General features: G+C 63.6%; 23 protein-coding genes. 9 read left to right on the top strand and 14 right to left on the bottom strand.

The window, feature by feature from the left end; translation table 11 throughout:
• Positions 1–215 precede the first annotated feature (215 nt).
• Together D9M09_RS05030 and D9M09_RS05025 are read left to right on the top strand one after the other, a co-directional pair.
• Entirely contained in the window at positions 216–956 is a 741-nt protein-coding gene (locus tag D9M09_RS05030) for a hypothetical protein (protein ID WP_070289569.1), read from the top strand.
• A 158-nt stretch (positions 957–1,114) separates the two neighbouring features.
• Positions 1,115–1,441, top strand: coding sequence for a hypothetical protein (locus tag D9M09_RS05025; protein WP_070219412.1), 327 nt, complete (start codon positions 1,115–1,117; stop codon positions 1,439–1,441).
• Positions 1,442–1,453: 12 nt separating this feature from the next.
• Here the strand turns inward: D9M09_RS05025 and D9M09_RS05020 are convergent, their stop codons facing one another.
• Complete coding sequence (locus tag D9M09_RS05020) at positions 1,454–2,380, bottom strand: histone deacetylase family protein (RefSeq protein WP_121668737.1); 927 nt, start codon at positions 2,378–2,380, stop codon at positions 1,454–1,456.
• A gap of 226 nt (positions 2,381–2,606) precedes the next feature.
• Here D9M09_RS05020 and D9M09_RS05015 point away from each other — a divergent pair, with 226 nt between their 5' ends.
• From D9M09_RS05015 to D9M09_RS04995, 5 genes are all read left to right on the top strand, one after another.
• The gene (locus tag D9M09_RS05015; protein ID WP_070219410.1) at positions 2,607–3,515 is read left to right on the top strand and encodes an AAA family ATPase; all 909 of its coding nucleotides are present in this window, start codon (positions 2,607–2,609) and stop codon (positions 3,513–3,515) included.
• Positions 3,516–3,520: 5 nt separating this feature from the next.
• Positions 3,521–4,507, top strand: a complete 987-nt coding sequence (locus tag D9M09_RS05010; RefSeq protein WP_121668736.1) for a DUF58 domain-containing protein — start codon at positions 3,521–3,523, stop codon at positions 4,505–4,507.
• Complete coding sequence (locus D9M09_RS05005) at positions 4,504–6,525, top strand: transglutaminase TgpA family protein (RefSeq protein ID WP_121668735.1); 2,022 nt, start codon at positions 4,504–4,506, stop codon at positions 6,523–6,525. Before D9M09_RS05010 ends, D9M09_RS05005 begins: the two co-directional genes overlap by 4 nt.
• Positions 6,516–7,679: a lytic murein transglycosylase B gene (mltB, locus tag D9M09_RS05000; RefSeq protein WP_070219407.1), complete on the top strand. Its 1,164-nt coding sequence runs from the start codon at positions 6,516–6,518 to the stop codon at positions 7,677–7,679. The genes D9M09_RS05005 and mltB overlap by 10 nt, the downstream gene beginning before the upstream one ends.
• A 438-nt stretch (positions 7,680–8,117) precedes the next feature.
• On the top strand, positions 8,118–8,450 hold the full coding sequence (locus D9M09_RS04995) for a hypothetical protein (RefSeq protein WP_034751784.1): 333 nt from the start codon (positions 8,118–8,120) through the stop codon (positions 8,448–8,450).
• Between the two features lie 99 nt (positions 8,451–8,549).
• On the opposite strand, the gene cysM is transcribed toward D9M09_RS04995, so the two are convergent.
• On the bottom strand, positions 8,550–9,452 hold the full coding sequence (cysM, locus tag D9M09_RS04990; RefSeq protein ID WP_035825682.1) for a cysteine synthase CysM: 903 nt from the start codon (positions 9,450–9,452) through the stop codon (positions 8,550–8,552).
• A 252-nt stretch (positions 9,453–9,704) separates the two neighbouring features.
• Between cysM and D9M09_RS04985 the strand changes: the two genes are divergently transcribed.
• Complete coding sequence (locus D9M09_RS04985) at positions 9,705–11,474, top strand: FAD-dependent oxidoreductase (protein WP_121668734.1); 1,770 nt, start codon at positions 9,705–9,707, stop codon at positions 11,472–11,474.
• Here D9M09_RS04985 and D9M09_RS04980 read toward each other — a convergent pair.
• Positions 11,471–12,835, bottom strand: coding sequence for a M20/M25/M40 family metallo-hydrolase (locus D9M09_RS04980; RefSeq protein ID WP_121668733.1), 1,365 nt, complete (start codon positions 12,833–12,835; stop codon positions 11,471–11,473). The two genes, D9M09_RS04985 and D9M09_RS04980, sit on opposite strands and share 4 nt — an antisense overlap.
• A 199-nt stretch (positions 12,836–13,034) precedes the next feature.
• On the opposite strand from D9M09_RS04980, the gene D9M09_RS04975 reads away from it, so the two are divergent.
• Positions 13,035–14,600 (top strand): phospholipase D family protein, encoded by a 1,566-nt coding sequence (locus D9M09_RS04975; protein WP_121668732.1) that lies wholly within the window; start codon positions 13,035–13,037, stop codon positions 14,598–14,600.
• A 94-nt stretch (positions 14,601–14,694) separates the two neighbouring features.
• Here D9M09_RS04975 and D9M09_RS04970 read toward each other — a convergent pair whose 3' ends face one another.
• The 11 genes from D9M09_RS04970 to hisC all read right to left on the bottom strand — a co-directional run bounded on the left by D9M09_RS04970 (position 14,695) and on the right by hisC (position 26,014).
• Positions 14,695–15,357 (bottom strand): ComEA family DNA-binding protein, encoded by a 663-nt coding sequence (locus D9M09_RS04970; protein ID WP_121668731.1) that lies wholly within the window; start codon positions 15,355–15,357, stop codon positions 14,695–14,697.
• A 166-nt stretch (positions 15,358–15,523) separates the two neighbouring features.
• On the bottom strand, positions 15,524–16,477 hold the full coding sequence (rfaE1, locus tag D9M09_RS04965; RefSeq protein WP_070219403.1) for a D-glycero-beta-D-manno-heptose-7-phosphate kinase: 954 nt from the start codon (positions 16,475–16,477) through the stop codon (positions 15,524–15,526).
• Positions 16,474–17,841, bottom strand: coding sequence for a UDP-glucose dehydrogenase family protein (locus D9M09_RS04960; RefSeq protein WP_070219402.1), 1,368 nt, complete (start codon positions 17,839–17,841; stop codon positions 16,474–16,476). Before D9M09_RS04960 ends, rfaE1 begins: the two co-directional genes overlap by 4 nt.
• A gap of 79 nt (positions 17,842–17,920) precedes the next feature.
• A complete protein-coding gene (lapB, locus tag D9M09_RS04955) occupies positions 17,921–19,096 on the bottom strand; it encodes a lipopolysaccharide assembly protein LapB (RefSeq protein ID WP_070219401.1) in 1,176 nt (391 codons plus the stop codon).
• Positions 19,097–19,142: 46 nt separating this feature from the next.
• Positions 19,143–19,445: a LapA family protein gene (locus D9M09_RS04950; RefSeq protein ID WP_029496228.1), complete on the bottom strand. Its 303-nt coding sequence runs from the start codon at positions 19,443–19,445 to the stop codon at positions 19,143–19,145.
• 240 nt (positions 19,446–19,685) lie between these two features.
• The gene (locus tag D9M09_RS04945; RefSeq protein ID WP_008446215.1) at positions 19,686–19,991 is read right to left on the bottom strand and encodes an integration host factor subunit beta; all 306 of its coding nucleotides are present in this window, start codon (positions 19,989–19,991) and stop codon (positions 19,686–19,688) included.
• A gap of 17 nt (positions 19,992–20,008) precedes the next feature.
• Positions 20,009–21,721, bottom strand: coding sequence for a 30S ribosomal protein S1 (rpsA, locus tag D9M09_RS04940; protein WP_071650172.1), 1,713 nt, complete (start codon positions 21,719–21,721; stop codon positions 20,009–20,011).
• 119 nt (positions 21,722–21,840) lie between these two features.
• Positions 21,841–22,509: a (d)CMP kinase gene (gene cmk, locus D9M09_RS04935; RefSeq protein ID WP_099410373.1), complete on the bottom strand. Its 669-nt coding sequence runs from the start codon at positions 22,507–22,509 to the stop codon at positions 21,841–21,843.
• Between the two features lie 111 nt (positions 22,510–22,620).
• On the bottom strand, positions 22,621–23,976 hold the full coding sequence (gene aroA, locus D9M09_RS04930) for a 3-phosphoshikimate 1-carboxyvinyltransferase (protein ID WP_070289560.1): 1,356 nt from the start codon (positions 23,974–23,976) through the stop codon (positions 22,621–22,623).
• Between the two features lie 18 nt (positions 23,977–23,994).
• Positions 23,995–24,903, bottom strand: a complete 909-nt coding sequence (locus D9M09_RS04925; protein ID WP_121668730.1) for a prephenate dehydrogenase — start codon at positions 24,901–24,903, stop codon at positions 23,995–23,997.
• Positions 24,904–24,907: 4 nt separating this feature from the next.
• On the bottom strand, positions 24,908–26,014 hold the full coding sequence (hisC, locus tag D9M09_RS04920; RefSeq protein ID WP_070219398.1) for a histidinol-phosphate transaminase: 1,107 nt from the start codon (positions 26,012–26,014) through the stop codon (positions 24,908–24,910).
• Positions 26,015–26,160 lie beyond the last annotated feature (146 nt).

The raw sequence follows: 26,160 nt of genomic DNA, 5'->3' as shown, positions 1-26,160 counted from the left end.
TGGTTGCCGCTGCGACGTCCCATTTTCCGCCGCCAGCGCCAGCCGTGCGGCGCGAACGAGACAATTGGTGATAATTTGGCAGTTACACGAATGATAAGATCCGCAGTCCGTCCAGCCTGGCCGGTTTCCACATTGCAAGTACAACCTGGCACGCATTCCATGCATCTTCCCCGTTTTTTCCTCCTCGTCCCCTTTGCGCCTGTCTGCTGCCCGCCATGGCCCAGGAACAAGCGGCGGCGCCAGGCGACGCAGCGAACCAGGAAATACAACAGATTGTCGACGTGCAAGGCACGCGCGATCCCGACCTGCGCCCCTACCGCACCATGCTCAAGGGACTCGACGCGTACGCCGACTACCAGCGCCTGGCGCCAGGCGCGCCGCTGCGCTTCATGCTGATCCCCGCCACGCCGAAGGCCAGGCTCGAAGGCGTGACCCTGCACCTGTCGGCCGACAATCTGTCCATCCCCGTGCCGCTGGCAGCGGACGGCGGTTTCACCTTGACGCGCGACAAGACCGCCTACGATGCAAATGCCGACCTGGTCAGCAACAAGAAGCGCGACACCGTGCGCTGGCGCGCCGACATTCACACGCCAGGCCTGCCCCAGAACGTGCGCCGCCTGGGCGACTTGCGCCTGGAATGCGAAATCCGCTGGGCCGTCGAGCAGGATGACCTGCCGTTTGTGCGGCGCAACCTGTTCCGTCTGGCGGGCGGGCCTTGCCACTCGTCGCTGATCCACGTGCCGTTTCCCGTATTCCGCAAGCTGCTTGCCGTGCAGGCGCGCTCGGGCGAGCGCACGCTGGACATCCGCATCACGGAAGACCGCCAGCGCTACGTGCCGCCGCTGCATGACGTGAGCTGGGACGACAATACCCTGCTGACCCTCACGTATGCCGATGACGGCAACATGGCGGAAGCCGCCCCGGCACCACCCAAGAAGGCGGCGCTGCGCCAGTGATACGCGCGCGGGAACCGGGTCAAATATTTCTACGCGGACTTTTATATTTACTGAAAGAAACAAAAAAGTATGCTCTAATATCGCCTCTTAAATGAAAAGCAATGTTTTCCGGACTGGCTGGCACAGGCGCAGGGAGACAGGCGATGGGATAGCTCGATATGATGATGGAACACACTGGCATGGCGCCCAAGCGCGTGCCGCGCAATGACTGGAAGAAGGAATGCCGGCAGCTGCAGGGGCAAGTGGCGCAGCTCGAGGAGCGCTTGAAACGTCAGAGCGCCGACAGTTATGGCTTGCAAATGCTGTATGACCAACTGGTCAATGAAATCAAGCACCACCGCGACATGTTGCAGCTCGACAGCTTCGATGCGGATAAATCATCGCTTGTCTACACGCAAGCATGGCGCCGCTTCATGGCCGGCGACGCGCTCGACTATCAGACCCACCGCCACACGCATTCCAGCCGCCGTCCCACCTTGCTGTAGTGCGCTGCGCCGTTACAGTTCCGCCAGCGCCTTCACGTGCGCCGCCACGCTGCGGCCCAGGGACGACAGGTTGTAGCCCCCTTCGAGACAGCTGACGATGCGGCCCTTGCCATACTGATGGGCCACGGCCATCATCTGCTGCGTCATCCATGTGTAGTCGGCCTCCACCAGGCCCATGCCGCCCACGTCGTCTTCGCGGTGGGCGTCGAAACCGGCGGAAATGAAAATCATCTGCGGCTGTTGCCGGTGCAGCGCAGGCAGCCAGTGGTCGAGCACCAGCTGGCGCACGGCATCGCCCTTCGAGCGGGCCGGCACGGGCACGTTGACGCGTGTGTCGGTGTAGGATTCGACATCGCTGTACGGATAGAACGGGTGCTGGAAAAAACTCACCATCAGGATGCGCGGGTCCTGCGCCACGGACTCGGCCGTGCCATTGCCATGGTGCACGTCGAAGTCGACGATGGCGACGCGCTCGAGGCCACGCACGTCGAGCGCATGCTTGGCGGCGATGGCGACATTATTGAACAGGCAGAAACCCATCGGTTCGCTGGGCCGCGCATGGTGGCCGGGCGGGCGGATCGCGCAGAAGGCGTTGCTGATCTCGCCATCGATGACGGCATCCGTGGCTGCCACGGCCGAGCCGGCCGCAGCCAGTGCCGCCTCGTAGCTGTGCGCGTTGAGCAGGGTGTCGCCGTCGAGCGGATAGTAATCGCCCTCCTGCGGTACATTGTCGCGCACCAGGCCGATGGCCGTGGCACTGTGGTTGCGCTCGATATCGGACAATTGCGCGCGCACGCCGTCACGGTGCTCGACCAGGTCGCTGATGTGCGCGAGGATCAATTGATCGTTGATGGCCTGCAAGCGGGCCGGTGATTCTGGGTGCCAGTCGCCCATTTCATGGCGCTGGCAATCGGGATGGGTATAAATGGCTGTGCTCATGCGCTGTACTGGTTACCTCTGTCTCTGTCCATTCTCCGGGAACACTGCATGGCATTCCTGTTCGCCCTGCGCGTTCTCGCATAAAATCACTGGCTGGTCTGTGCCGCCCTTGCCGTCCTTGCTGCCTCTCTAATCTACCACGTGCGCGCAACGGGCGGGCGGCGCGGTTTGACCTGGCCAAAGCGATTGTAAATTAAATAATCCGACTTACTGTGATAGAAATAGCATGTTTTCGAAAATACACCAGGCCGCACAGCAGATCGGCGAAGTTCTCGTCGGCAAACACTTGCAGATCCGCCAGGCCCTCGCCTGCGTGCTGGCCGGCGGCCACCTGCTGATCGAAGACGTGCCCGGCGTGGGCAAGACAACCCTGGCCCATGCGCTGGCCATCTCGCTGGGCCTGCAATGGAAGCGCCAGCAATTCACCAGCGACCTGCTGCCCGCCGATGTGGCCGGCATGAGCGTGTATGACCGGGGCAGCGGCAGCTTCCTCTTTCATCCCGGCCCCCTGTTCACGCAAGTGCTGCTGGCCGACGAGATCAACCGCGCCACGCCGAAGACGCAATCGGGCCTGCTCGAAGCGATGGAAGAGCGGCAAGTGACGCTCGACGGCGTCACGCATGCGCTGCCGCAGCCGTTTTTCGTCATCGCCACGCAGAACTGCGCGCACCAGCTGGGCACCTTCCCCCTGCCAGAATCGCAGCTCGACCGTTTTCTCATGTGCGTCACCCTGGGCTACCCCGATGCGGCCGCGGAAAGGGCGCTGCTGCTGGGCGCCGACCGCCGCGCCATGCTGCACACCTTGCCTGCCGTCATGAACGCGGAAGAATTGCTGCAGGCGCAAGCGGGCCTGCGCGCCATCCACGCCTCGGCCGCCGTCGTCGACTACGTGCTGGCCCTCGTGCATGCCACGCGCGCGCCGGGCGTGTTTGCCGATGGCCTGAGCCCGCGCGCCGCGCTGGCCCTGCTGCAGGCGGCGCGCGCCTGGGCCGCGCTGGCCGGACGCGACCACGTCACGCCCGACGATGTGCAAGCCGTGCTGCTGCCCGTCTGCGCCCACCGCCTGCATGCGGCGCAAGGCTCGCTGGATAGCCGCGCGCTGCTGCAGCACATGCTGTTGAGCATTCCCGTCTGAGCGGCATGCGCTGGCGCAATATCTCTTGGCTGCCGGCGCGTCCCTGGCTGGGCGCGCAGCGCGTGCACATCCGCCCTTCGCGCGCGGGTCTGGCGTTTGCCGCGCTGCTGCTGGCACTGTGGATCGCCGCCGTCAATTACCGCCTGGGCCTCGGTTATGCGCTCACGTATTTCGCCGCCGCCTGCGCCATCGCCGACATGCTGTTTGCCAGCCGCAACCTGGCGGGCCTGGCCTTGGCCGCCACGCCGGGCAGCCCCGTGTTCGCGGGCAGCCACGCCTCGTTCACCTTGCACCTGATCAACCGCAGCGCGCGCCCGCGCCATGCGATCCACCTTGCCATCAGCGGTGTGGCGGCAGCACCCAGCCTGGCCGACATCGCCGCCCACGGGGAAACGGCCGTCAGCATCGTCGTAACGGCGCGGCAACGCGGCTGGCTCGATGCGCCCTCCGTGCGCCTGTCCGGCAGTTTTCCGCTGGGCCTGTTTGTGGCATGGTGCCACTGGCAGCCCGAGGCGCGCGTGCTCGTGTATCCGCAGCCAGAACAGGGTGCGCCGCCGCTGCCCTTGCCTGCCTTCACGGTGCGGCCGGCAAAGCAGGCACGGCAGCCAGACTCGCCCGATGGCAGCCTGGAACTGGCCGGCGTGCGCGCCTACCGGCCAGGCGATCCCTTGCACCGCCTGGCCTGGCGCCAGATCGCCCGCCACGACGGCGAGCACGTATTCAGCAAGCAATTCCAGCCTGCCGCCGACGCGCCGGCAGGCGCATCCCATGGCAGCATCGTGTTCGAGCACGCCTCGCTGCACGCGCTGGCGCCGGAAGCGCGCCTGTCGCGCCTGGCCGCCTGGGTGCTGCAGGCGGAACGCACGGGCTTGTCATATGGCTTGCGCCTGGGCGCGCTGACCTTGGCACCGGCCTTGGGCGCCAGCCAGCGCGACGCCTGTTTGCGCGCACTGGCCCTGCACGACTTACCTCCCAGCAAGGAGTCACCATGATCCGCTGGTTCAACAGCTTGCCGCGCGAGAAAGCCGACATTGTGCTGCTGTTGCTGGCGGCCGCCATGGTGCTGGCGCCGCACGCGCTGCACCTGCCCCCATGGTTGTCGATGGCAAGCGCCGCCCTGCTGCTGTGGCGCGCCGTCATTACCGTGCGGGGCAGGCGCCAGCCGCAGCTAACGCTGCTTGCGCCGCTGGCCCTGCTCGGCATTGCCGGCGTCTACGCCAGCTATGGCACCGTGCTGGGACGCGATCCCGGCGTGGCCATGCTGGCCTTGCTGCTGGCCTTGAAGTCGCTGGAAATGCATGGCCGGCGCGACATCTTCGTCTTCGTCTTCCTCAGTTTTTTCCTTCTGCTGGCGAACTTTTTCCATACGCAAGGCATCCTCAGCGCTGCCTGGATGCTGGCCACCGTCATCGTCCTGCTGGCCGCCCTGCTGTCGGCCCAGTACGGCGCCGTGCAGCCCCGCCTGGCGCAACGGTTAAATTTACTGGGGCGCATGCTGGCACTGGCCGTCCCCCTGTCGGCCATCATGTTTCTTGCCGTGCCGCGCGTCGACGGCCCCCTGTGGGGCGCCTCACCAGAAGACGCGCAGGCGCACACGGGCTTGTCCGACAGCATGCAGCCGGGCGCCATCGCCTCGCTGGCCCTGTCAAGCGACCCTGTCTTTACGGCCCGTTTCAGCACGCCGATCCCGCCGCAAGACCAGCTGTATTGGCGCGCCGTGGTGCTGGGCGACTTCGACGGCGCCACCTGGACGCGCAGGGGGGCAAAGGGGCGCGCGCCTGCCAGCGATAGCCGCATCGACATCGCGCTGCAAGGCCAGCCCAGCCAATACGAAGTCACCTTGCAGGCGAGCGGCCAGCGGCGCATCTTCGCGCTTGACGTGCCGCGCAGCATCGAACGCTTGCCCGGTAACCCGTATGTCGTGTCGTCGGCGCTGGAAGTGCTGACCATACAGCCCATTACTTCGACCGTGCGTTACCGCGCCAGTTCCCAAGCGCGCTACCGGCTGCAGGCCGGCTTGTCGGCCGCGCAGCAACAGCCATGGCTGGCCTTGCCCGCAGGCAGCAATCCGCGCAGCGTGGCCTGGGCCCGTGCCCTGCGCGGCAGCGGCGCGCATGCGCTGGCGCCCGCCGACGCCGTCGCCGCCGTGCTCGAGCACTTCCGCCGCGCGCCCTTCCGCTACACCCTGCAGCCGCCGCTGCTGGGCAAGCATGGCGTCGACGACTTCCTGTTTCGCACGCAGGCGGGCTTTTGCGAACATTACGCGGGCAGCTTTGTCGTGCTGATGCGCGCCATGGGCATTCCCGCGCGCGTCGTCACCGGTTACCAGGGCGGCGCACGCAACAGTGACGGCGCCAGCCTGACGGTGCGCCAGTCCGACGCCCACGCCTGGAGCGAAGTGTGGCTGGCGGGCCGGGGCTGGGTGCGCATCGATCCCACGGGCGCCGTCGCGCCCCTGCGCACGGAGCGCAACCTTGACGCCGCCCTGCCGCCGCCCCCGTCGCCGCTGACGGCGTGGCGCGCCCTGGCCGGCCTCGACGGCGGCGCGCACGGGGCGCTTGCCGCCTGGCGCCAGCAATGGCAGCAGGCCGAGCACGCCTGGAGCAGCTGGGTACTCGACACCACGCCGCAGCGCCAGCGCGCCATGCTCGATCACTTGAAAAACTTGCCAGCGAAGCAGCTGGCAGTCGCTTGCGCCGTGCTGGCCGTGCTGTCCGCCGTGGCCGGTGGTCTGGTCTGGTGGCGGCAGGCGCGGCAAGGCGATCCGCTCGACGCCCTGTACGCACAATTTTGCCGCCAGCAGGCGCGGCGCGGCTACAGCCGTGCGCCGCATGAAGGTCCGCACGGTTATGCTGCACGGTTGGCCGCAGGCAAGGCCACACAAGAGGCGCACGCCGCCACCGCACAGTTTCTGGCAATCTATGCCGCGATGAAGTATGGTAATGCCCACCCAGACGAACAACTCCGCGCGCGGCGCAGCTTGCGCCGCCTGTTAACCCAATGCCGATGAGACGCTCCTTGTTACCGATCAAAACCTCCGCCCTGTCCCTGCTCCTCTCCCTTCCCCTGTGCCTGACGACCGCGCACGCTGGGGAAAACAGCCATATTTCCGCTGCCGACCGCGCCCGCGCCGTGCGCGCGGCCAAGGCCCCGCCCGCCAAGGCGACAGCCAAGAAAGCACCGGCAAAATTCGACTTCGAAGGCGAGTTTGTCGACTATGCCAACTGGAAAGAAGTACGCGCCTTCCTCGACGACATGTCCGCCAAGCATGGCTTTGACCGCGCCGGGCTCGATACCCTGATCGGCAAGGTGCGCTATGTCGAGTCGACCGTGCAGCTGATGAAGCCGGCGCCGCCCGGCAAGCCGAAGAACTGGCAAGCGTACAGCGCCCGCTTCATCGAGCCGGTGCGCATCAATGCGGGCGTGAAATTCTGGGAAGAGAATGCGGAAGCGCTGGCGCGCGCCGAGCGCGAATATGGCGTGCCGGCCGAGATCATCGTCGGCATCATCGGCGTGGAAACCGTGTACGGACGCAATACGGGCCGTTTCCGCGTGCTCGACGCGCTGACGACCCTGGCGTTTTCCTATCCGGACAGCCCGACCCGCGCCGCGCGCATGGAATTTTTCAAGGGAGAACTGGAAAACGCGCTGTTGTACGCGCGCAAGGATGGCATCGATCCCTTGACCCTGCTCGGCTCGTATGCGGGCGCCATCGGCCTGCCTCAATTCATGCCCAGCAGCATCATGAAATATGCGGTGGACTTCGATGGCGATGGCCATATCGACCTGCGTAATTCCACGGCCGACGCCATCGGCAGCGTCGCGCATTTCCTCGTCGAACATGGCTGGCGGCGCGACGACCCGGCCATCAGTACGTATCCCGTCACCGTGTCGGCCAGCCGCACGTGGGAAAAGTTCGTCGGCCAGGGCTTGCAAGCCAAATACCGGCTGGGAGAATTGCAGGAAGCCGGCGTGAGTACCGTCGTGGCCACGCCCCAGAACATGTTGTTTGGCTTGATCGATTTACAAAATGGTTCAGAAGCAACTGAGTATCACTTGGCAACCAATAACTTCTTTGCTATAACTCAGTACAACAGAAGTTATTTTTATGCCATGTCAGTGATTGACCTGGGCAAGGCCATCAGTCAAGTGCGCGCACGCTAACCGAAAGTCAGTGTAAAGTTATAATATTACTTGTAAGAAAGCGTAAGCGATGTTGAAGCGACCGGCAAACAGGTCTATGGTGGGGCCGATAACATGTGCCAGCCTCGCTCGCCAGCCTTTGTGCGGCACGGGATGCAGTAGTGGTTTTATACTTAACTTTTGTCAAAGTACAATTTTTGCTCTATCATAGAGCATAATAAAGAATAAATAGGTGTTGCAGCTAGACAACACCGGTTCTGTACAAAGCAAGATTAGCGGGCTTTCCCGCCTGAAATTGAATCCTGTTGTACAATTGTGTATATATCATGAAAAACTGTATCCCGGATCGTACCGTGTGTGAATTCGTTCCTTTTAGTAAAGAATGAACATGAACGCAGCAAGAGCGAGCTCCGAGTGTTTTTTACTTTGCAGTGCAACTACAGAAGGAACAATAACATCATGACAAACCAAGTCGGCATTGATATGAACAGCGATTCGGACTCCGACGATCTGCTTCAGTACAACCCAAACAGACTGCTCGATACCCTGATCGAAAACCTGCGCCTGAAAAACGACGCAGCCTTGTCCCGCGCGCTGGAAGTGGCGCCACCGGTCATCAGTAAAATTCGCCACCACCGCCTGCCGGTCGGCGCATCGCTGCTGATCCGCATGCACGAAGTCAGCGACCTGAGCATCCGCGACCTGCGTTACCTGATGGGTGACCGTCGTAACAAATTCCGCATCAGCGACAAGCAATTCAAGCCAAAAGAAGGCGAAACGCCACAAGGCTGATCCTGCCAGTTCGCAGGTTTTCCCTCCCCGCCATGGGGAGGGGGTATTTCCAGCAGTTCTCAGGCCGTTCTGGCCGACCTCACTTCACATCCTTCCCCGTTACGCAGGGAAAACACCTGTGGACAGATATCTGTCGCCACGGTCGCAGACGACGAACACGATGGTCGCGTTTTCCACCGTTTGCGAGATGCGCAGCGCGATTTCGCACGCACCGGCTGCCGAGATGCCGCAAAACAAGCCCTCTTCCGCCGCCAGGCTGCGCGCCATGCGCTCGGCCACGCCCTGGCTCACGTACTCCACCTGGTCCACGCGCGACTTGTCGTAGATTTTCGGCAAGTACGCTTCCGGCCATTTGCGGATGCCGGGAATCTGCGAGCCTTCCTCGGGCTGGGCGCCGATGATCTGGATGGCGGGATTTTGCTCCTTCAAATAGCGCGACACGCCCATGATGGTGCCCGTCGTGCCCATGGCGCTGACGAAGTGCGTGACCTGGCCATTGGTATCGCGCCAGATTTCCGGCCCCGTGCTTTCATAGTGGGCGCGCGAATTGTCTTCGTTGGCGAACTGGTCGAGGATGACGCCGCGGCCATCCTTCTGCATCTGCTCGGCCAGGTCGCGCGCATACTCCATGCCGCCCGTCTTCGGCGTCAATAAAATGTCGGCGCCGTAGGCGGCCATGCTCTGGCGGCGCTCCACGCTCAGGTTGTCGGGCATCAGCAACAGCATCTTGTAACCGCGCAAAGCGGCGGCCATGGCCAGCGCGATGCCCGTATTGCCGCTGGTCGCCTCGATCAGGGTATCGCCCGGCTTGATGACGCCGCGCTCTTCAGCGCGCTTGAGCATGGACATGGCCGCGCGGTCCTTCACGGAGCCGGCCGGATTGTTGCCTTCCAGCTTGCCCAGGATGACGTTGTTGCGCGCAAGCGCATCGGCACCCGGCAAGCGCGTCAGTTGCACCAGCGGGGTATTGCCTATCGTATCTTCAAGTGTCTTGTAAGCCATCGTGTCTGTTTGAGTAGATTCAACAAAGACCCATTCTAATATGAGATGCTGGACGGCGTATCGCTGATCGGCGGCCGCTTCCGGGCCCGCGTATGCATGCGGCTGCGCCGCGACGCGCCGCATGGCGCCTGCCGCCCCGCCATTTCCGGGCGTGCGCAAGGGGTATTGCGGCAGGCGCGCGCCGCATGCGCTAGACTCGTCACTGTTAGTTATTTTTGTTATTTGCTTATTCAGCCTCCGAACGGACCCGCCATGGCCAGCAGCACACCCGAATTCATTCCCGAAACGACGCAGGACGATCCCGTCCAGTTCGCCACGCTCGACTTGCAGGGCCGCAGCCACCAGATCTCGCCCGTCTTCAATGCGCTCGAACTGCAGCGCTTGCAGCGCTACGGCACGCGGCGGCGCTTTGCCGACGGCGAAACGCTGTTCGAAGCGGGCAGCAGCAGCTTCGGCATGCTGGTGATACTGTCCGGGCGGGTCAGCATCACGCGCCACGAAGTGCTGGGGCAGGCGTCCGTGCTGCGCGAAGTGGGCGTCGGCCACTTCATTGCCGAGGTGGCGCAATTGTCCGGCCGCCCTACCCTCGTCAATGGCAGCGCCGTGGGCGAGGTGGAATTGCTCGACATCAGTTCGGAATCCTTGCGCGCGCTGATCGTGGCCGAGGCCGAGATGGGCGAACGCATCGTGCGCGCCCTGATCCTGCGCCGCGTGGCGCTGATCGAATCGAATTCGGGCGGCCCCGTGCTGGTGGGCCCGCGCGGCAATGGCAATCTGTTCCACCTGCAAAGCTTTTTATCGAGCAATGGCCATCCGCACACGGTGCTCGATCCGGCCACCGATACGTCCGCCGCCGCGCTGGCCGGGCGCTACCAGCCCACGCCGCAGGATTGGCCGCTGGTGGTCTGTCCAGACGGCAAGATCATGAAAAATCCCGGCAATGCGGAACTGGGACGCTGCCTGGGCATGCTGCCCGATTTGTCCGGCGACAAGATCTTCGACGTGCTGGTGGTGGGCGCCGGTCCCGCCGGCCTGGCCACGGCCGTGTATGCGGCCTCGGAAGGGCTATCGGTGCTGGCGCTCGAGCAGCGCGCGTACGGCGGCCAGGCGGGCGCCAGCGCGCGCATCGAAAATTATTTGGGCTTTCCCACCGGAATTTCTGGCCGCGCACTGGCAGGACGCGCCTACGTGCAGGCGCAAAAGTTCGGCGTCGAGATCGCCACCCCGGCCAGCGCCGCCAACTTGCTGTGCGACAGCTGGCCGCTGCGCGTCAAGCTGTGCGACGGCACGCAGGTGCGCGCCCGCACGGTGGTGCTGTCGTGCGGCGCGCGCTACCGCCGCCCCTCGCTGGCCAACCTGAAAACGTATGAGGGACGGGGCGTGTATTACTGGGCCTCGCCCATCGAAGCCAAGCTGTGCCGGCAGGAAGAAATCATCCTGGTGGGCGGCGGCAACTCGGCCGGCCAGGCCGCCGTGTTTCTCTCAAGCCACGCCGCAAAGGTCCACATGGTGATCCGCGGCGAGGGACTGGCGGCCAGCATGTCGAGCTATTTGATCGAGCGCATCGCCGCCACGCCCAATATCACCTTGCACACGCACACGGAAATCATCGCCCTCGAAGGCGACGACGACGGCTTGACGGAGGTGCGCTGGCGCAACAACCAGACGGGCAAGGAGTGCGATTGCGCCGTGCGCCGCGTATTCCTGTTTGTCGGCGCCGATCCGAACACGGACTGGCTGCACGACTGCGCCGTGGCCGTCGACGAGCAGGGTTTTATCCGCACGGGCTTCGACGTCACGCGCGCCGAATGCCGCGCCCATGGCCACGGCGCGCATTTAGCCTACCCGCCTCCGGACTTGCCGGAACGGGCCGCGCTGGAAACGAGCGTGCCGGGCGTGTTCGCCATCGGCGACGTGCGCGCCGGTTCCACCAAGCGCGTCGCCGCCGCCGTGGGCGAAGGCGCGGCCGTCGTTTCCCAGATTCACGGTTTCCTTGCCCGCTTGCCTGTCAACAGCGCCTAGCGCAAGGGCATGGGATACGTGGCCACGCTGACATTGCCGTCGCGGTCGATGGCCTGGACGCCAAAGAAATAGCTGTCTTTCGATAGCTTGACCTTGGCCTCGGTGACATTGCCCACATCCTGCGCGCCCTGCCACTGGTCGGCCGTCGTGGCGCGCCAGACGATGCGGTAACCGGCCAGGTCCGGTTCCGTGTTCGGCTGCCAGACCAGTGCAGTGGCGTTTTCCAGCTGGGCCGTGCGCACCTGCACGCCGGCGGGCGCGGCCGGCGCCAGGGCCAGCGAAGCGAGCGCCGCCGCATTTACGCGCGCCACTTTCGCCACGTAGTCATAGTCGACGAATTGCGGCAAGTCGCCGTACTGCACGCCATTTTCCACGCGCACATCCTGGTGCTGATGCGCAAAATCCTCGTGCGGTTCCGTGAAACGCAGCGCCGCGTAGCCTTGTGCCAGAAACGGCATATGGTCGCCGCCGCGCAGGTAACGGTCGGCGCGCTGGATGACGTTGACCTTGAAACCGGGAACGTAGCGCTCGCCCACCTGTTTTACATGGCGCGCCAGCTGGCGCGAGAGCGAATCGTTTTCGCCGCCCGTCGCCACGAGGCCGCGCACACCGTCGCTCATCTCCTTGACGGCCGGGATACCCTCGGCAAACAGGCGCACCTGGCCGCCATCGACGGTGCCGCCTTCCGCGCGCGAACTGCCGATGATGTCGTTATTGAGCATGCCGGCGATGTTGAGTTTATTCAACTTTGCCTGCTGCGCCCAATGGCCGGAACCCAACAAACCCTGTTCCTCGGCCGCCACGGCCATGAAGACGAGCGTGGCGTCGAACTGGTAGCGCGCCATCGCGCAAGCCATTTCAATGACGGCCGCCGTGCCCGAGGCGTCATCGTTGGCGCCGGGCGCGTCGCCCTGCGCATCCATCACGTCGGTGGCGCGCGAGTCATAATGGCCGCTGACGACATAGATGCGCCCGGCCGACTGCGGCTGGCTGCCCGGCAAGGTCGCCACCACGTTGACGATTTCCGTCGGCCGCGCAATGCGTTTCGACACGGGCGCCACATGGCTGTCGAACGCCACCTGCAGTCGTCCGCCCGCCTGCGCGCCGCAGCGCTCCAGCTCGGCCTTGATCCAGCGCCGGGCCGCGCCGATGCCGCGCGTGTCGGACACGGTATCGGACATGGTGTGGCGCGTCCCGAAACTGACCAGCTTGCGCACATGCGCCTCGATGCGCTGCGGCGAGATGTCGGCCACCACTTGCCGTATCTGCTGCTGCGCCGGTTCGGCGCCCGGCGCAGCCGCCACACTCGCCGACAGCATGGCTGCCGTCATTGCCGTCATTGCCGTCACAATCCCTGCCATGCCGCCGTCTCCCGATGATTGATTGAGCTGGCCATTCTCGCATTTTTGACGGCAGGCAAGGATGTTCCAGGTCGAAAATCGTGCATTGTAGAAACTGCTACAATCGGCCACTCCCCCGTTCACGAAAGGCACGCATGCGCCAGACCGCCCTCCATCCCGCACGCCGCAGCATGCGCGCGGTCCGCTGACGGTGCGCCGCATGCTCGTCAAATTGCTGCTGCTGGCCACCTTGTTTGCCGTGCTCAGCATCGCTGCCCTGTACAGCTACGGGCGCTTCGCCGAACGTTCGCTGGGCGCGCCGGGAACGGCCTTGCCCGTGGCGACGGATGCCACCCTGCTCGACCGCGTGCTGGCGCCGCAGCTGGCGCAACGGCCGGGCCACAGCGGCACGGCCCTGATCGACGACAACCTGGAAGCGTTTGCCCTGCGCGCCCTGAGCGCGCGCGAAGCGGGCCGCAGCATCGACCTGCAATACTACATCTGGCATAACGACGTCACGGGACGCCTGCTGGTGCGCGAACTGCTGCGCGCGGCCGACCGCGGCGTACGCGTGCGCGTGCTGCTCGACGATATCAACGCACGGGGCCAGGACGCCGCCATCCTCGCGCTCGACAGCCATCCGCTGATCGACGTGCGCATCTTCAATCCAAGCCGCAACCGCGACGGCATCTGGTGGCGCGCCGTGGAAATGGCCTTGCGCGCCGTCAGCCTGAACCGGCGCATGCACAACAAGGCCTGGATCGTCGACGGCAGGGTGGCCCTCGTCGGCGGGCGCAATATCGGCGATGAATATTTTGATGCCGCCGAGCAAGTCAATTTCCAGGATGCCGACTTGCTGCTGGTGGGACCCGCCGTGCAGCAGACGAGCGACATCTTCGACCGCTTCTGGAACAGCCGCGCCGTCCTCCCCATACGCGCCTTGCACGCCGGCAAGGACGCGGGCGCGCCGGAACTGCAGGCTGTGCGTGCGCGCCTCGATACGCTCACGGGCGAAGTGGGCGCTTCCCCCTACCTCCAGCAGCTGACCGATGCGGGCCAGCTGCAGGCCCACCTCGATGGCCGGCTGCGCCTGCACTGGAGCGGGCAAGTGCAGGTGCTGTCGGACCCGCCGGAAAAAGCCGCGCCCGTGGCCAGTTTGCAGCGCAGCGAGCACTGGCTCATGCACAGCCTGCTGCCGCTGCTGACGGACGCGCGCGAGGAAGCGCTGCTGACCTCGCCCTACTTCGTGCCCGGCGCGGCGTTGAGCACGATGCTGGCCGACAAGGTGGCGGCCGGCGTCCAGGTCCAGGTGCTGACCAACTCGCTGGCCGCCACCGATGTGGCCCTCGTGCATGCGGGCTATGCGCGCTACCGCCAGGCGCTGCTCGATGGCGGCGTCGCCCTGTTTGAATTGAAGACCCAGCACCGCAAGCGCATCAGTCTGATGGGGTCGAGCCGCGCCAGCCTGCATACCAAGGCCGTGGTGGTCGACGGCCAGCGGGGCTTCGTCGGTTCCTTCAACCTCGATCCCCGCTCGGCCCAGCTGAATACGGAAATGGGCGTGCTGTTCGACGATGCCGCGCTGGCGGCCGACATGCGCGCGCTGTTCCTGCATTCGACGGCGAGCGACACCAGCTATCGATTGTTCCTCGACAACGGCGCCCTGCGCTGGTCCGACGCCACCGAGCAGCCCGCCAAAGTGTGGACGCACGATCCGGAGTCCGGCTTCTGGCGCCGCCTGCTGGTGTCCGTGATGCGCTGGCTGCCGATCGAATCGCAGCTGTAGGTGCATAAAAAAAACCCCGCGCGGCCGGTACCATGCGGGGTTTTCTTCTCGTGCTGCGCGGCACCACCACGCAACACGCTTTACGACAAAACGCTTATTTTTTCTCGGCTTCCGCTTTCTTCGCCTCGGCGGCAGCCAGTTTCGCTTCTTTCTTCGCGGCAGCGGCAGCAGCCTTCGCTTCTTTCTTGGCAGCGGCAGCTTCCTTCTTCGCTTCGGCAGTCGTTTTCACGGGAGCGGCATCGGCCGCTGCAGCGGCAGGCGCGGCGGCAGCTTCTTTCTTGGCGGCAGCGGCGGCAGCCTTGGCTTCTTTCTTCGCGGCAGCAGCTTCTTTTTTCGCTTCAGCGGCTGTCTTGGCTGGCGCCGCAGCGGTGTCGGTCGCAGCAGCTGGCTTCGGTGCGGCTTCTTTCGCTGCAACTTCCTTCACAGCAGCTTCCTTTTTTGCCGGGGCAGCTTTCGCCGCCGGAGCGGGTGCCGCCGGCGCGCCGGACTTGGCCTGGCCATTCACTTGCAAGCCCGCTTCCGACAACTTCACGGAACTTTTCGGACCGATGCCCTTCACGCGGCTTTCAAAATCGGCCCAATCCTTGAAGGCGCCGCCCTTGGCACGCTCGTCGATGATGGCTTTCGACGTGACGGGGCCGATGCCCTTGACGCTGTCGAGTGCCGCCTGGTCCGCCTTGTTGACATCGACCTGGGCAAAGGCAAAGCCCATCGTCGCGATCAAGGTGGCGATGGCCAGCAGTATTTTTTTGAACATGGGTATCTCTCCGTGGTGTGGTTTCAAGATGACTCGAACGCAAGGGAAGAGCAGCGCCTTAACGGCTTTAACGGCTGGGACGTGATACGGTTGACAAGACGGGACGGCGGAAGGATGGGAAAACCTGCGCCAGATCAAACGCTCCGGCGCAGGTGGTACAGCATGGTTATTGGGAGAACAGCTCGTCGCGGGTGACGGTGGCCGTGCCCAGCTTGCCGACGACGATGCCGCCGGCCCGGTTGGCCGTGCGCACGGCGTCGCCCAGGCCCATGCCGGCGCCCAGCATGGCCGCCATGGTGGCGATCACCGTGTCGCCGGCGCCCGAGACGTCGAACACTTCGCGCGCATCGGTGGGCATGTGCAGCACCTCGTCGGCCGTGTACAAGCTCATGCCTTCTTCGGAACGGGTCAGCAGCAAGGCGTCCAGGCCCAGCTGCGCGCGCATCTGCTGCGCGCGTTCCGTGAGCTGCTCTTCCGTGCTCCAGTTGCCGATCACGCGGCGCAGTTCCGACTTGTTCGGAGTGAGCACTGACGCTCCCGTATAGCGGCTGAAATCATCGCCTTTCGGGTCGACCATGACGATTTTTCCGGCCGCCCGTGCCGCCTTGATCATCTCGGCCACGTTCACCAGGCTGCCCTTGGCGTAGTCCGACAGGATCACCACGTCGTAGTGCGGCAAGAGGGCATTGAATTGCTTGAGCTTGTCGCGCAGCACCGTATCACTCGGTGCATCCTCGAAGTCGATGCGCAGCATCTGCTGCTGGCGGCCGATCACGCGCAGCTTGATGATGGTGGAAATGGCCGCATCGCGCTGCAGATAGCTGTGGATGCCGCCGCCTTCGAGCAGGCGTTCGACCTGGCTGCCCGCCTCGTCGTCGCCGACCACGCCCAGCAAGCTCGTCTTCGCTCCCAGCGCGGCCGCGTTGCGCGCCACGTTGGCCGCGCCGCCTAGGCGCTCTTCGCGCTTCTCGATGCGCACGATGGGCACGGGCGCTTCCGGCGAAATACGGCTGACATCGCCGAACCAGTAGCGGTCCAGCATCACATCGCCCACCACCAGCAGGCGTACCTGGGCCAGCGCGGCCGGCGCCGTCAAGGCGACTACCTCCTGGGCGCTCATGCGCGCGTCAGGATCGAGCGACCGATCCCGTGGTATTCGATGCCGTTCTCGGCCATGACGGCCGGCTCGAACAGATTGCGTCCGTCAAAGATCACTGCCTGCTTCAGGCGCGCCTTGACCTGCTCGAAGTCGGGGCTGCGGAAGGCTTTCCACTCGGTCACGATGACCAGCGCATCGGCGTCCTGCAGCGCATCCTTCGGGCTGTCGGCAAAGCGCACCTTCGCCAATTGCGCCGGCGTCAAGTCCAGTTGCAGCACGCGGCGCGCCTCGGCCATGGCGACGGGGTCGTACACGGCCACCGTGGCGCCGCGTCCCAGCAAGTCGGCCAGCAGCACGCGGGCCGATGCTTCGCGCATGTCGTCCGTATTCGGCTTGAAGGCCAGGCCCCACACGGCGAAATGCCGGCCCGTCAGATCTTCGCCGAAGCGAGTGACCACTTTGCGTCCCAGCACCTGCTTCTGCTGGTCGTTGACGGCTTCGACGGCGCGCAGGATCAGCAATTCCTGGCCGTGGCCGCGTGCCGTGCGCTCGAGCGCCTGCACGTCTTTCGGGAAGCAGGAACCGCCATAGCCGCAGCCCGCATACAGGAAGCTGTGGCCGATGCGCGGGTCGGAACCGATGCCGTGGCGCACGGCTTCGATATCGACGCCCACCTTGTCGGCCAGGTTCGCCAGTTCATTCATGAACGAGATGCGCGTGGCCAGCATGGCGTTGGCCGCATATTTCGTGAATTCGGCCGAGCGCACATCCATCCAGTAAGTGCGTTCGTGGTTGCGGTTGAACGGCGCGTACAGGCTTTTCAGCAATTCGCGCGCGCGTTCGCCGTCCGGCGTGGCGTCGACGCCGATGACGATGCGATCGGGGCGCATGAAGTCTTCGACGGCCGCGCCTTCCTTGAGGAATTCGGGGTTCGATGCCACCGAGAACGTGGCGGCCACGCCGCGCGCGTCGAGTTCGCCCTGGATGGCGGCGCGCACTTTTTCGGCCGTGCCGACGGGCACGGTCGACTTGTCGACGATGACCTTGAAGTCCGTCATGTACTTGCCGATGCCGCGCGCGGCGGCCAGCACATATTGCAGGTCGGCCGAGCCGTCTTCATCGGGCGGCGTGCCGACGGCGATGAATTGCATCGCGCCGTGCGCGGCGGCCGCTTCGACGTCGGTGGAAAAGGTCATGCGTCCGGCGGCGCGGTTGCGCGCCACGACTTCTTCCAGGCCCGGTTCATGGATGGGGATGCCACCGCTGTTGAGCAAGGCTACCTTCTGTGCGTCCAGGTCGAGGCAAAAGACGTCGTTGCCCAGCTCAGCCAGGCAGGCGCCGGTCACGAGGCCAACATAGCCGGTGCCGATAATAGTGATTTTCATGGATGTACCGTATGGATAAAAAGCAGGTCTTACATAGAAGTACACGCCACATTGCTCAGGGCAAGGTGACGTGTACGAATCAGTTCATGACGTTAAGTTCTTCTGTGCGGCGCGGTGGATACGTTTCCCACTTGTTGCAGCCAGGGCAGTGCCAATAGAACTGGCGTGCCTTGAAGCCGCAGTGGCTGCACTGGTAGCGGGCCAGCTTCTGCGTGTAGCCGTGCACGAGGTTTTTCACCATCGACAGCTCGGACCAGATGGCGGCCGGGGCGTCCATCATGCGCGCTTCCAGCAGTTTGTCGAGGCCCAGCAGGGTCGGCGTGCGGCGCAGCTCGGCGCTGACCAGCTGCTTCGCCGCTTCCACGCCGTCGAGCTCGATAACGGCCTTGAAGACGACTTCGATCAGGTCGATCGACGATGCCTCTTCCAGGTAGGAACGCAGCAGGTTGACGCCTTCCTGTGCACGGCCCAGCTTGGTGTAGCCATCCATCAGGCGCTGCGCGACCAGGGCCACGTGCGGCACGCTTTGCTGCTCCACGCGCCGCCAGGTGGTCAGCGCGCCTTCCACGTCGCCGCGCGCCAGCAGCACGTCGCCCGTCAGGATGGTGGCGCGCACGCTCTTGCGGTCCGTCTGCAAGGCTTTTTCCAGCAGCGGCATGGCGTCGTCCGGCTTCATGTGCACGAGAGCGTCATGCGCCAGTTCGCAATAGAACTGGGCGATTTCCTTCTGGCGCGCGCCGGCACCCGATTCCTGCAAGCCCACGGCCGCTTCGATGGCGCGTGGCCATTCCTTTTCGCGCTGGTAGATTTCCAGCAGCGCGCGGCGCGCCTGGGCCGCATATTGCGTGTCGACCAGGCTGTTGAAGGTTTCTTCGGCGCGGTCCAGCAAGCCCGCCTTCAGGTAATCCATGCCCAGCTCGTAGGCGGCGTGGCCCTGCTGTTCCAGCGGCAAGTCCGGACGGGCCAGCAAGTTCTGGTGCACGCGGATGGCGCGCTCCGTTTCGCCGCGGCGGCGGAACAGGTTGCCCAGCGCAAAGTGCATATCGGCCGATTCCGGGTCCAGCTTGACGACTTCGATGAAGGCGTCGATGGCCTTGTCATGCTGCTCGTTGAGCAGGAAATTCAAGCCCTTGAAGTAATTGCGCGGCAGGCTGCGCGATTCCGACACCAGTTGATGAATGTCCACGCGCGCGGCGATCCAGCCCAGCGCGAAAAACATCGGGATACCCAAGAGCCACCAGAGTTCAAAATCCATGCGATTGTTTTTATTCGAGTAAGAGAGATAGGAGCGACGGCGCCGCTTACTGCGCGCTCACGCTGTCCGGTTGCGGCTGGACATTGCTGGCCACGCCAACGGTCTGCAGCGCGGCAATGGTGGTCTTTTGCTTGTTCGCTTCGCGGCGGTGACGGAACACGGTCGGCGTCAGCGCCAGTACGCCCAGGCTGGCGCCGGCGACAAAAAAGCCCAGCAGCATCAGGACCAGGGGGCCGCGAATTTCATAATTGAGGAAAACATGCAGGTCGACAACCTGCGCATTCTTCAGCGCAAAACTGAAGAACAGGACGAAAAGAACACAGCCAACGATGGTGGAGATGATTTTCATCGATAGGTCCAGAGTGAACAAAAAAATGCCCGTACCACATGGCACAAACGTAGAGTGCTGATCAAACCGTAGCGAGCGGCAGCGATTTGTGGCCGAGAAGCGCAACCGTACTGAAGTACGGTGAGCATCGCCGGCCGCAAAGCGCGACGCGCAGTAGGTTTGAGCAGTGCTCTACAGCATATTAACAAAAAAAAGCGGCATCCAAGGACGCCGCTCTTTATGTCGCCTTCCAGCAGACGATTAATCCTCGATGATCGGTTGCCCGACCATCGCGTCCACCCGCTCGCGCAACTGTTTGCCCGGTTTGAAGTGGGGTACCCGTTTTTCAGGAACCATCACCTTGTCGCCGGATTTCGGGTTGCGGCCGATGCGCGGGGGCCTGCTGTTCAGGGCAAAACTGCCAAAACCGCGGATCTCGATACGCTGACCGGTCGCCAGGGCGTTGGTCATCGCATCGAGAATGGTCTTGACGGCATACTCCGCATCCTTCGCCACCAGCTGAGAATAACGCTCAGCGAGGCGGTTGATCAGCTCGGACTTTGTCATCTGCCGTATCCGCAGTCTTAGTTCTTGTTATCGAACTTAGCTTTCAACAAGGCGCCCAGGCTGGTGGTGCCCGAAGCTGCGTTGTTGTCGGTAGCTGCCATCTTCTGCATGGCTTCCTGGGTTTCAACGTTGTCTTTCGCTTTGATCGACAGTTGGATACCACGGGCTTTGCGGTCGATGTTCAACACCATCGCTTCGACGGTGTCGCCGACTTTCAGGTGCGTACCAGCATCTTCAACGCGGTCGCGCGAGATTTCGGAAGCGCGCAGGTAACCTTCAACTTCTTCGGACAGTTGGATCACGGCGCCTTTAGGCTCAACCGATTTAACGGTACCGGTTACCAGCGAGCCTTTGTCGTTCATGGCTGCGAAGTTGTTGAATGGGTCACCTTCCAGTTGCTTGACGCCCAGGGAAACGCGCTCGCGCTCAACGTCGATGGCCAGAACGATGGCTTCCAGTTCATCACCTTTCTTGAAGCGACGCACGGCTTCTTCGCCGGTTTCGGTCCAGGACAGGTCGGACAGGTGCACCAGACCGTCGATGTTGCCGGCCAGGCCGATGAACACGCCGAAGTCGGTGATCGATTTGATCGCGCCGCGGACTTTGTCACCTTTCTTATGGGTAACACCGAAGTCGTCCCATGGATTGGCTTTGCACTGTTTCATGCCCAGCGAGATACGACGACGCTCTTCGTCGATTTCCAGAACCATCACTTCTACTTCGTCGCCCAGTTGGACAACTTTGTTAGGAGCAACGTTTTTGTTCGTCCAGTCCATTTCGGAAACGTGTACCAGACCTTCGATACCCTGTTCCACTTCAACGAACGCGCCGTAGTCGGTCAGGTTCGTTACTTTACCGAACAGACGGGTGCTTTGTGGGTAACGACGGGACAGACCGGTCCAAGGATCGTCGCCCAGTTGTTTCACGCCCAGCGAAACACGGTTTTTCTCTTGATCGTATTTCAGGACTTTGGCGGTGATTTCCTGGCCAACCGTCAGTACTTCCGACGGGTGACGTACACGGCGCCATGCCAGGTCGGTGATGTGCAGCAGGCCATCGATACCGCCCAGATCCACGAACGCGCCGTAGTCGGTGATATTTTTGACGACGCCGGTCACGACCGTGCCTTCTTTCAGCGTTTCCATCAGTTTCTGACGCTCTTCGCCCATCGAAGCTTCGATGACGGCGCGGCGGGACAGAACCACGTTGTTACGCTTGCGATCCAGCTTGATCACTTTGAATTCGAGGGTTTTGCCTTCGAATGGGGTGGTGTCTTTGACAGGACGGGTATCAACCAGCGAGCCCGGCAGGAATGCGCGGATGCCGTTGGTCAACACGGTCAGACCGCCTTTGACTTTACCATTGACGGTACCGACGACGATTTCGCCCGATTCCATCGCTTTTTCCAGAGCCAGCCACGAAGCCAGACGCTTGGCTTTATCGCGCGACAGGATGGTATCGCCGAAACCGTTTTCCAGCGATTCGATCGCCACGGAAACGAAGTCACCAACTTTGACTTCCAGTTCGCCGTGGTCGTTCTTGAATTCTTCGACAGGGATGAATGCTTCGGATTTGAGGCCAGCGTTCACGATCACGAAATTGTGGTCGAGGCGCACGACTTCAGCGGAAATAACTTCGCCGGAGCGCATATCTTGACGCGACAACGATTCCTCGAAGAGCGCAGCAAAACTTTCCATACCGGTAGATTCGTTAGTTGTAACAGTAGACATAGGGTTCACACAGGTTATCCAGCAGAGATCGCACGATGCGACTTAAACTGGGTTAGGTTTTTGACACACCCGGACAGGCCAGGAGCCGTCAACGGGCACCACATAGCATAGAAATCACACTATTTTGCTGCAGCTGCATACCATTTCAACACGGCTTCAACGGCATCATCTGCCGTCATTGCCGACGTATCGAGGACATGCGCCCCTTCCGCGGGGACCAGCGGCGCAATCGCACGGTGAGTATCACGTTCGTCCCGCGCCTGCAAATCCATCAGAAGGTCTTCCATATTAGCAGAAAAACCCTTGTCTATCAATTGCTTGTAGCGCCGTTGCGCGCGCGCCTCGACACTGGCCGTGAGGAAGACCTTCAATTGGGCATGCGGGAAGATCACCGTGCCCATGTCGCGCCCGTCGGCCACCAGGCCCGGCGTCTTGCGAAAACCCAGCTGCAAGCTGACGAGGGCATGGCGTACAGTTGGCAATACGGCAATTTTCGACGCCGTGTTGCCCACCTCTTCGGCACGGATCTGCTCGGTGACATTTTCCTGCGCCAGCAGGATCTCGCCATTGGCGAAGTGGCAAGGCAAGTGCTCGGCCAGCTTGGCCAGCGCGTGCTCGTCGCGCAAGTCCGTGCCGCGGCGCAGCGCGCTCAAGGCCGTCAGGCGGTACAGCGCGCCCGAGTCCAGGTAATGAAAGCCCAGCTTGTCGGCCACGCGGTGCGCCACCGTGCCCTTGCCGGAAGCGGTGGGGCCGTCGATGGCGATGACTGGGATGGTGGATGTTGGCATTATTTTGTCACTTTAAAAAAACTAAACCCAAAAGGGCTGGGGTCAGACCCCCGCTTGCGTCAACGCCTGAACTGGCGTTGCGGGTGGAGAGGGTCTGACCCCGGATTTCGGTTAAATAAGAGTATCTTTGGCAATCCCCGCGAAGGCGGCGAAATACTCGGGGAAGGTCTTGGCCACGCATTTCGGGTCGTTGATGCGCATCTCGTTGCCGCGGCGCGCGGCGCCGTCCAGCGAAGCGAGCGAGAAGCACATGGCCATGCGGTGGTCGTCATACGTGTCGATGGTCGCTGCCTGGATTTCGGCCGGCGGGGTCACGCGCAGGTAATCGGCGCCCTCTTCCACTTCGGCGCCGAGTTTGCGCAATTCCGTCGCCATGGCGGCCAGGCGGTCCGTTTCCTTCACCCGCCAGCTGGCGATATTGCGCAAGGTCGAGGTACCGTCCGCGTACAGGGCCGCCACGGCGATCGTCATGGCCGCGTCGGGAATATGGTTAAAGTCCATGTCGACGGCTTTCAGCACGCCGTTCGAACGCGCCTCGATCCAGTTCTCGCCCATGGTGATGGTCGCGCCCATCTGCTGCAAGGCTTCGACGAAACGCACGTCGCCCTGGATGCTGTCGCGCCCCACGCCTTCCACGCGCACGGGACCGCCGCCGATGGCGCCGGCCGCCAGGAAATACGAGGCCGACGAGGCGTCGCCTTCCACGTGGATCGTGCCCGGGCTTTGATAGTGCTGGCCCGGCTGCACGGTGAACGACTGCCAGCCGTCATGCTCGACGGTCACGCCGAAGCGGCGCATCAGGTTCAGGGTGATCTCGATATACGGCTTCGAGATCAGCTCGCCCGTGACATCGATGGTGATCGCATGGTCGCGCGCCATCAGCGGCGCCACCATCAGCAGGGCCGTCAGGAACTGGCTCGACACGTTGCCGCGCACGGCGATGCGTTGCGCGTGGATGTGGCCGCGGCGGATGCGCAGCGGCGGGAAGCCCTGCTCGCCCGTGTACTCGATCTGCGTGCCGACGGCGTTCAGCGCGTCGACCAGGTCGCCGATCGGGCGCTCGTGCATGCGCGACACGCCGTGCAAGGTGTAGTCGCCGCCGATCACGGCCAGCGCCGCCGTCAGCGGGCGGATCGCCGTGCCGGCGTTCCCCATGAACAGGTCCGCCTCGTGGTGCGGGAACACGCCGCCGCAGCCTTCCACGTGGTGCACCTGGTGGGCCGTGGCCGGGTCGCCCGTCAATTCATCCTGCGTCCATTTGACGCCCAGCGACGTCAGGGCAGTCAGCATGACGAAGGTGTCGTCGGAGGCGAGCAGGTCGATGATCTTCGTCGTGCCCTTGGCCAGCGCGGCCAGCAGCAGCACGCGGTTGGAAATGCTTTTCGAGCCGGGCAAGCGCACCGTGCCTTCGGCGTGCATCACCGGCTTCAGATCGATATGGTGGGGATAGTGCTTGGTCTGGGTCATGCTGGAATCCTTGAGTATTTATCGTGGGGGCGCGGCCGGTATTTCCGCCGTTTCGATCGCCTCGATCCATTGCTGGCGCGCGTGCTGGGCGTTCGCATACACGCCCTCGATGGCGGCGCCGTCGTGCGCGGCCAGATGGGCGCGCAAGGTCGTCAACTGCGCCAGGTAGGCGTCCAGTTCATGCAGCAGCGCCGGCTGGTTGGCCAGGCTGATGTCGCGCCACATTTCCGGCGATGAGCCGGCGATGCGCGTAAAGTCGCGAAAGCCGCTGGCCGCGTATTGGAACAGCAGGCCCGCGTGCGGTTTCTTGGCGATGTCGTCGACCAGCGCAAAGGCCAGCAGATGCGGCAGGTGGCTGACGGCGGCAAACACCTTGTCATGTTCTTCGGGGCTCAAGGTGTGCAGGATGGCGCCACAGGCGCGCCACGCGGCCGCCACCCGCTCCACATCGGCGGCGCTATTTTCCGCCAGCGGCGTGAGCACCACTTTCTTGCCTTGATACAGATCGACGATGGCCGCATCGGGGCCGTTCGTCTCGCGTCCCGCGATCGGGTGGCCGGGCACGAATTGCGCCACCTTGCCCCCCAGGGCCACGCGCGCGGCCGCCACCACGTCGCTTTTCGTGCTGCCCGCGTCGGTGACGATGGTGCCGGGCTGCAGGTGCGGCGCGATGGACGAGAGGATGGCGCCCGTCTGCGCCACGGGCGCGGCGACCAGCACCAGGTCGGCGCCAAGCAAGGCAGCAGCCATGTCGCCGCCGATCTCGTCGATGATGCCCAGTTCGAGCGCGCGCGCCATCGAGGCCGGCGAGCGGCCCATGCCGACCACCGTGCCGACCGCGCCCGCATGTTTCAAGGCGCGCGCGAACGAACCGCCAATCAGGCCCACGCCAAAGATGACTACCTTGTTCAGTGCAGGCGTCATCATATCGTCAGGCCAGCGCTTTCGTCAGCGCGGCGATGAGGATGGCGTTTTCCTGCGGCAGGCCGATGGAAATGCGCAGCCATTGCGGCAAGCCATAGCTGCCGACCGGACGCACGATCACGCCCTGCTTGAGCAATGCCAGGTTGACGCGCGCGCCCGCCTCGTCATCGTCGCCCACCTTCACCAGCACGAAATTGCCGTGCGACGGCACGTATTCCAGGCCCAGGGCGTCGAACGCCTCCGTGAACTGCTGGTAGCCGGCCGCGTTGTTGCGCGCGCTTTGCTCGAGGAATGCCTTGTCGTTCAGGGCGGCAATCGCGGCGGCCTGCGCCAGCGAGTTGACGTTGAACGGCTGGCGGATGCGGTTCATCAGGTCCGTCAGCACCGGCTGGGCGATGGCAAAGCCGATGCGCAGGCCGGCCAGGCCATACGCCTTCGACAAGGTGCGCGACACCACCAGGTTCGGATACTGGCGCACCCAGGCCGTCGACTCGTACTGGTCGTCGGCCGACAGGAATTCGTTGTAGGCTTCGTCGAGCACGACGACGACATGCGCCGGCACTTTCTGCAGGAAGGCTTCGAGCTGCGCGGCCGACAGGAAGGTGCCGGTCGGGTTGTTCGGGTTGGCGATGAAGACCAGACGCGTGTCGTCGGCAATCGCCGCAGCCATCGCGTCGAGGTCATGGCCGTAGGCTTGCGCCGGCACGACGATGTGGCGCGCACCCAGGCCTTGCGTGGCCAGCGCGTACACGGCAAACGAGTACTGCGAGTAGACGACGGATTGGCCATGCTGCACGAAGGCGTGCGCGGCGATTTCCAGGATGTCATTGCTGCCGTTGCCCAGGGTGATCCAGTCGGCAGGCACGTCGTAGCGCTTGGACAGCACGGCTTTCAAGTCGAAGCCGTTGGCGTCCGGGTAGCGGCCCAGGTCATCGATGGCGGCGATCATCGCCTGCTTCGCCGATTCCGGCATGCCGTACGGGTTTTCATTCGACGCCAGCTTGACGATGGCTGCCTCGTCGAGGCCGAATTCGCGCGCAACTTCCGCGATCGGTTTGCCGCTCTGATAAGGGGCGATGGCGCGGACGTATTCTGGACCGATATTTTTAGACATGGTGTTCTTTAAAAGTTGGTGAATGATTAGGCTGGTGGCTGTTGTTGGGTTACGCTGCGCTAACCCAAGCTACGGCTTACCGTGGTTGTTTGTTGGGTTACGCTGCGCTAACCCAACCTACAGCTTACCGTAGGTCGGATTAGCGC

Origin of the sequence: Janthinobacterium agaricidamnosum (genome assembly GCF_003667705.1) — a bacterium.
Taxonomy (GTDB): domain Bacteria; phylum Pseudomonadota; class Gammaproteobacteria; order Burkholderiales; family Burkholderiaceae_D; genus Janthinobacterium.
The sequence above is the reverse complement of the archived record's forward strand: the minus strand, read 5'-3'. Positions and strand labels throughout refer to the sequence as shown.

What these genes read in the sequence shown, in the direction of transcription:
- D9M09_RS05030 (WP_070289569.1), top strand. Translation starts at nt 216, where the DNA reads ATGGCCCAGGAACAAGCGGCGGCGCCAGGCGACGCAGCGAACCAGGAA.
- D9M09_RS05025 (WP_070219412.1), top strand. Translation starts at nt 1,115, where the DNA reads ATGATGATGGAACACACTGGCATGGCGCCCAAGCGCGTGCCGCGCAAT.
- D9M09_RS05020 (WP_121668737.1), bottom strand. Translation starts at nt 2,380, where the DNA reads ATGAGCACAGCCATTTATACCCATCCCGATTGCCAGCGCCATGAAATG.
- D9M09_RS05015 (WP_070219410.1), top strand. Translation starts at nt 2,607, where the DNA reads ATGTTTTCGAAAATACACCAGGCCGCACAGCAGATCGGCGAAGTTCTC.
- D9M09_RS05010 (WP_121668736.1), top strand. Translation starts at nt 3,521, where the DNA reads ATGCGCTGGCGCAATATCTCTTGGCTGCCGGCGCGTCCCTGGCTGGGC.
- D9M09_RS05005 (WP_121668735.1), top strand. Translation starts at nt 4,504, where the DNA reads ATGATCCGCTGGTTCAACAGCTTGCCGCGCGAGAAAGCCGACATTGTG.
- mltB (WP_070219407.1), top strand. Translation starts at nt 6,516, where the DNA reads ATGCCGATGAGACGCTCCTTGTTACCGATCAAAACCTCCGCCCTGTCC.
- D9M09_RS04995 (WP_034751784.1), top strand. Translation starts at nt 8,118, where the DNA reads ATGACAAACCAAGTCGGCATTGATATGAACAGCGATTCGGACTCCGAC.
- cysM (WP_035825682.1), bottom strand. Translation starts at nt 9,452, where the DNA reads ATGGCTTACAAGACACTTGAAGATACGATAGGCAATACCCCGCTGGTG.
- D9M09_RS04985 (WP_121668734.1), top strand. Translation starts at nt 9,705, where the DNA reads ATGGCCAGCAGCACACCCGAATTCATTCCCGAAACGACGCAGGACGAT.
- D9M09_RS04980 (WP_121668733.1), bottom strand. Translation starts at nt 12,835, where the DNA reads ATGGCAGGGATTGTGACGGCAATGACGGCAATGACGGCAGCCATGCTG.
- D9M09_RS04975 (WP_121668732.1), top strand. Translation starts at nt 13,035, where the DNA reads ATGCTCGTCAAATTGCTGCTGCTGGCCACCTTGTTTGCCGTGCTCAGC.
- D9M09_RS04970 (WP_121668731.1), bottom strand. Translation starts at nt 15,357, where the DNA reads ATGTTCAAAAAAATACTGCTGGCCATCGCCACCTTGATCGCGACGATG.
- rfaE1 (WP_070219403.1), bottom strand. Translation starts at nt 16,477, where the DNA reads ATGAGCGCCCAGGAGGTAGTCGCCTTGACGGCGCCGGCCGCGCTGGCC.
- D9M09_RS04960 (WP_070219402.1), bottom strand. Translation starts at nt 17,841, where the DNA reads ATGAAAATCACTATTATCGGCACCGGCTATGTTGGCCTCGTGACCGGC.
- lapB (WP_070219401.1), bottom strand. Translation starts at nt 19,096, where the DNA reads ATGGATTTTGAACTCTGGTGGCTCTTGGGTATCCCGATGTTTTTCGCG.
- D9M09_RS04950 (WP_029496228.1), bottom strand. Translation starts at nt 19,445, where the DNA reads ATGAAAATCATCTCCACCATCGTTGGCTGTGTTCTTTTCGTCCTGTTC.
- D9M09_RS04945 (WP_008446215.1), bottom strand. Translation starts at nt 19,991, where the DNA reads ATGACAAAGTCCGAGCTGATCAACCGCCTCGCTGAGCGTTATTCTCAG.
- rpsA (WP_071650172.1), bottom strand. Translation starts at nt 21,721, where the DNA reads ATGTCTACTGTTACAACTAACGAATCTACCGGTATGGAAAGTTTTGCT.
- cmk (WP_099410373.1), bottom strand. Translation starts at nt 22,509, where the DNA reads ATGCCAACATCCACCATCCCAGTCATCGCCATCGACGGCCCCACCGCT.
- aroA (WP_070289560.1), bottom strand. Translation starts at nt 23,976, where the DNA reads ATGACCCAGACCAAGCACTATCCCCACCATATCGATCTGAAGCCGGTG.
- D9M09_RS04925 (WP_121668730.1), bottom strand. Translation starts at nt 24,903, where the DNA reads ATGATGACGCCTGCACTGAACAAGGTAGTCATCTTTGGCGTGGGCCTG.
- hisC (WP_070219398.1), bottom strand. Translation starts at nt 26,014, where the DNA reads ATGTCTAAAAATATCGGTCCAGAATACGTCCGCGCCATCGCCCCTTAT.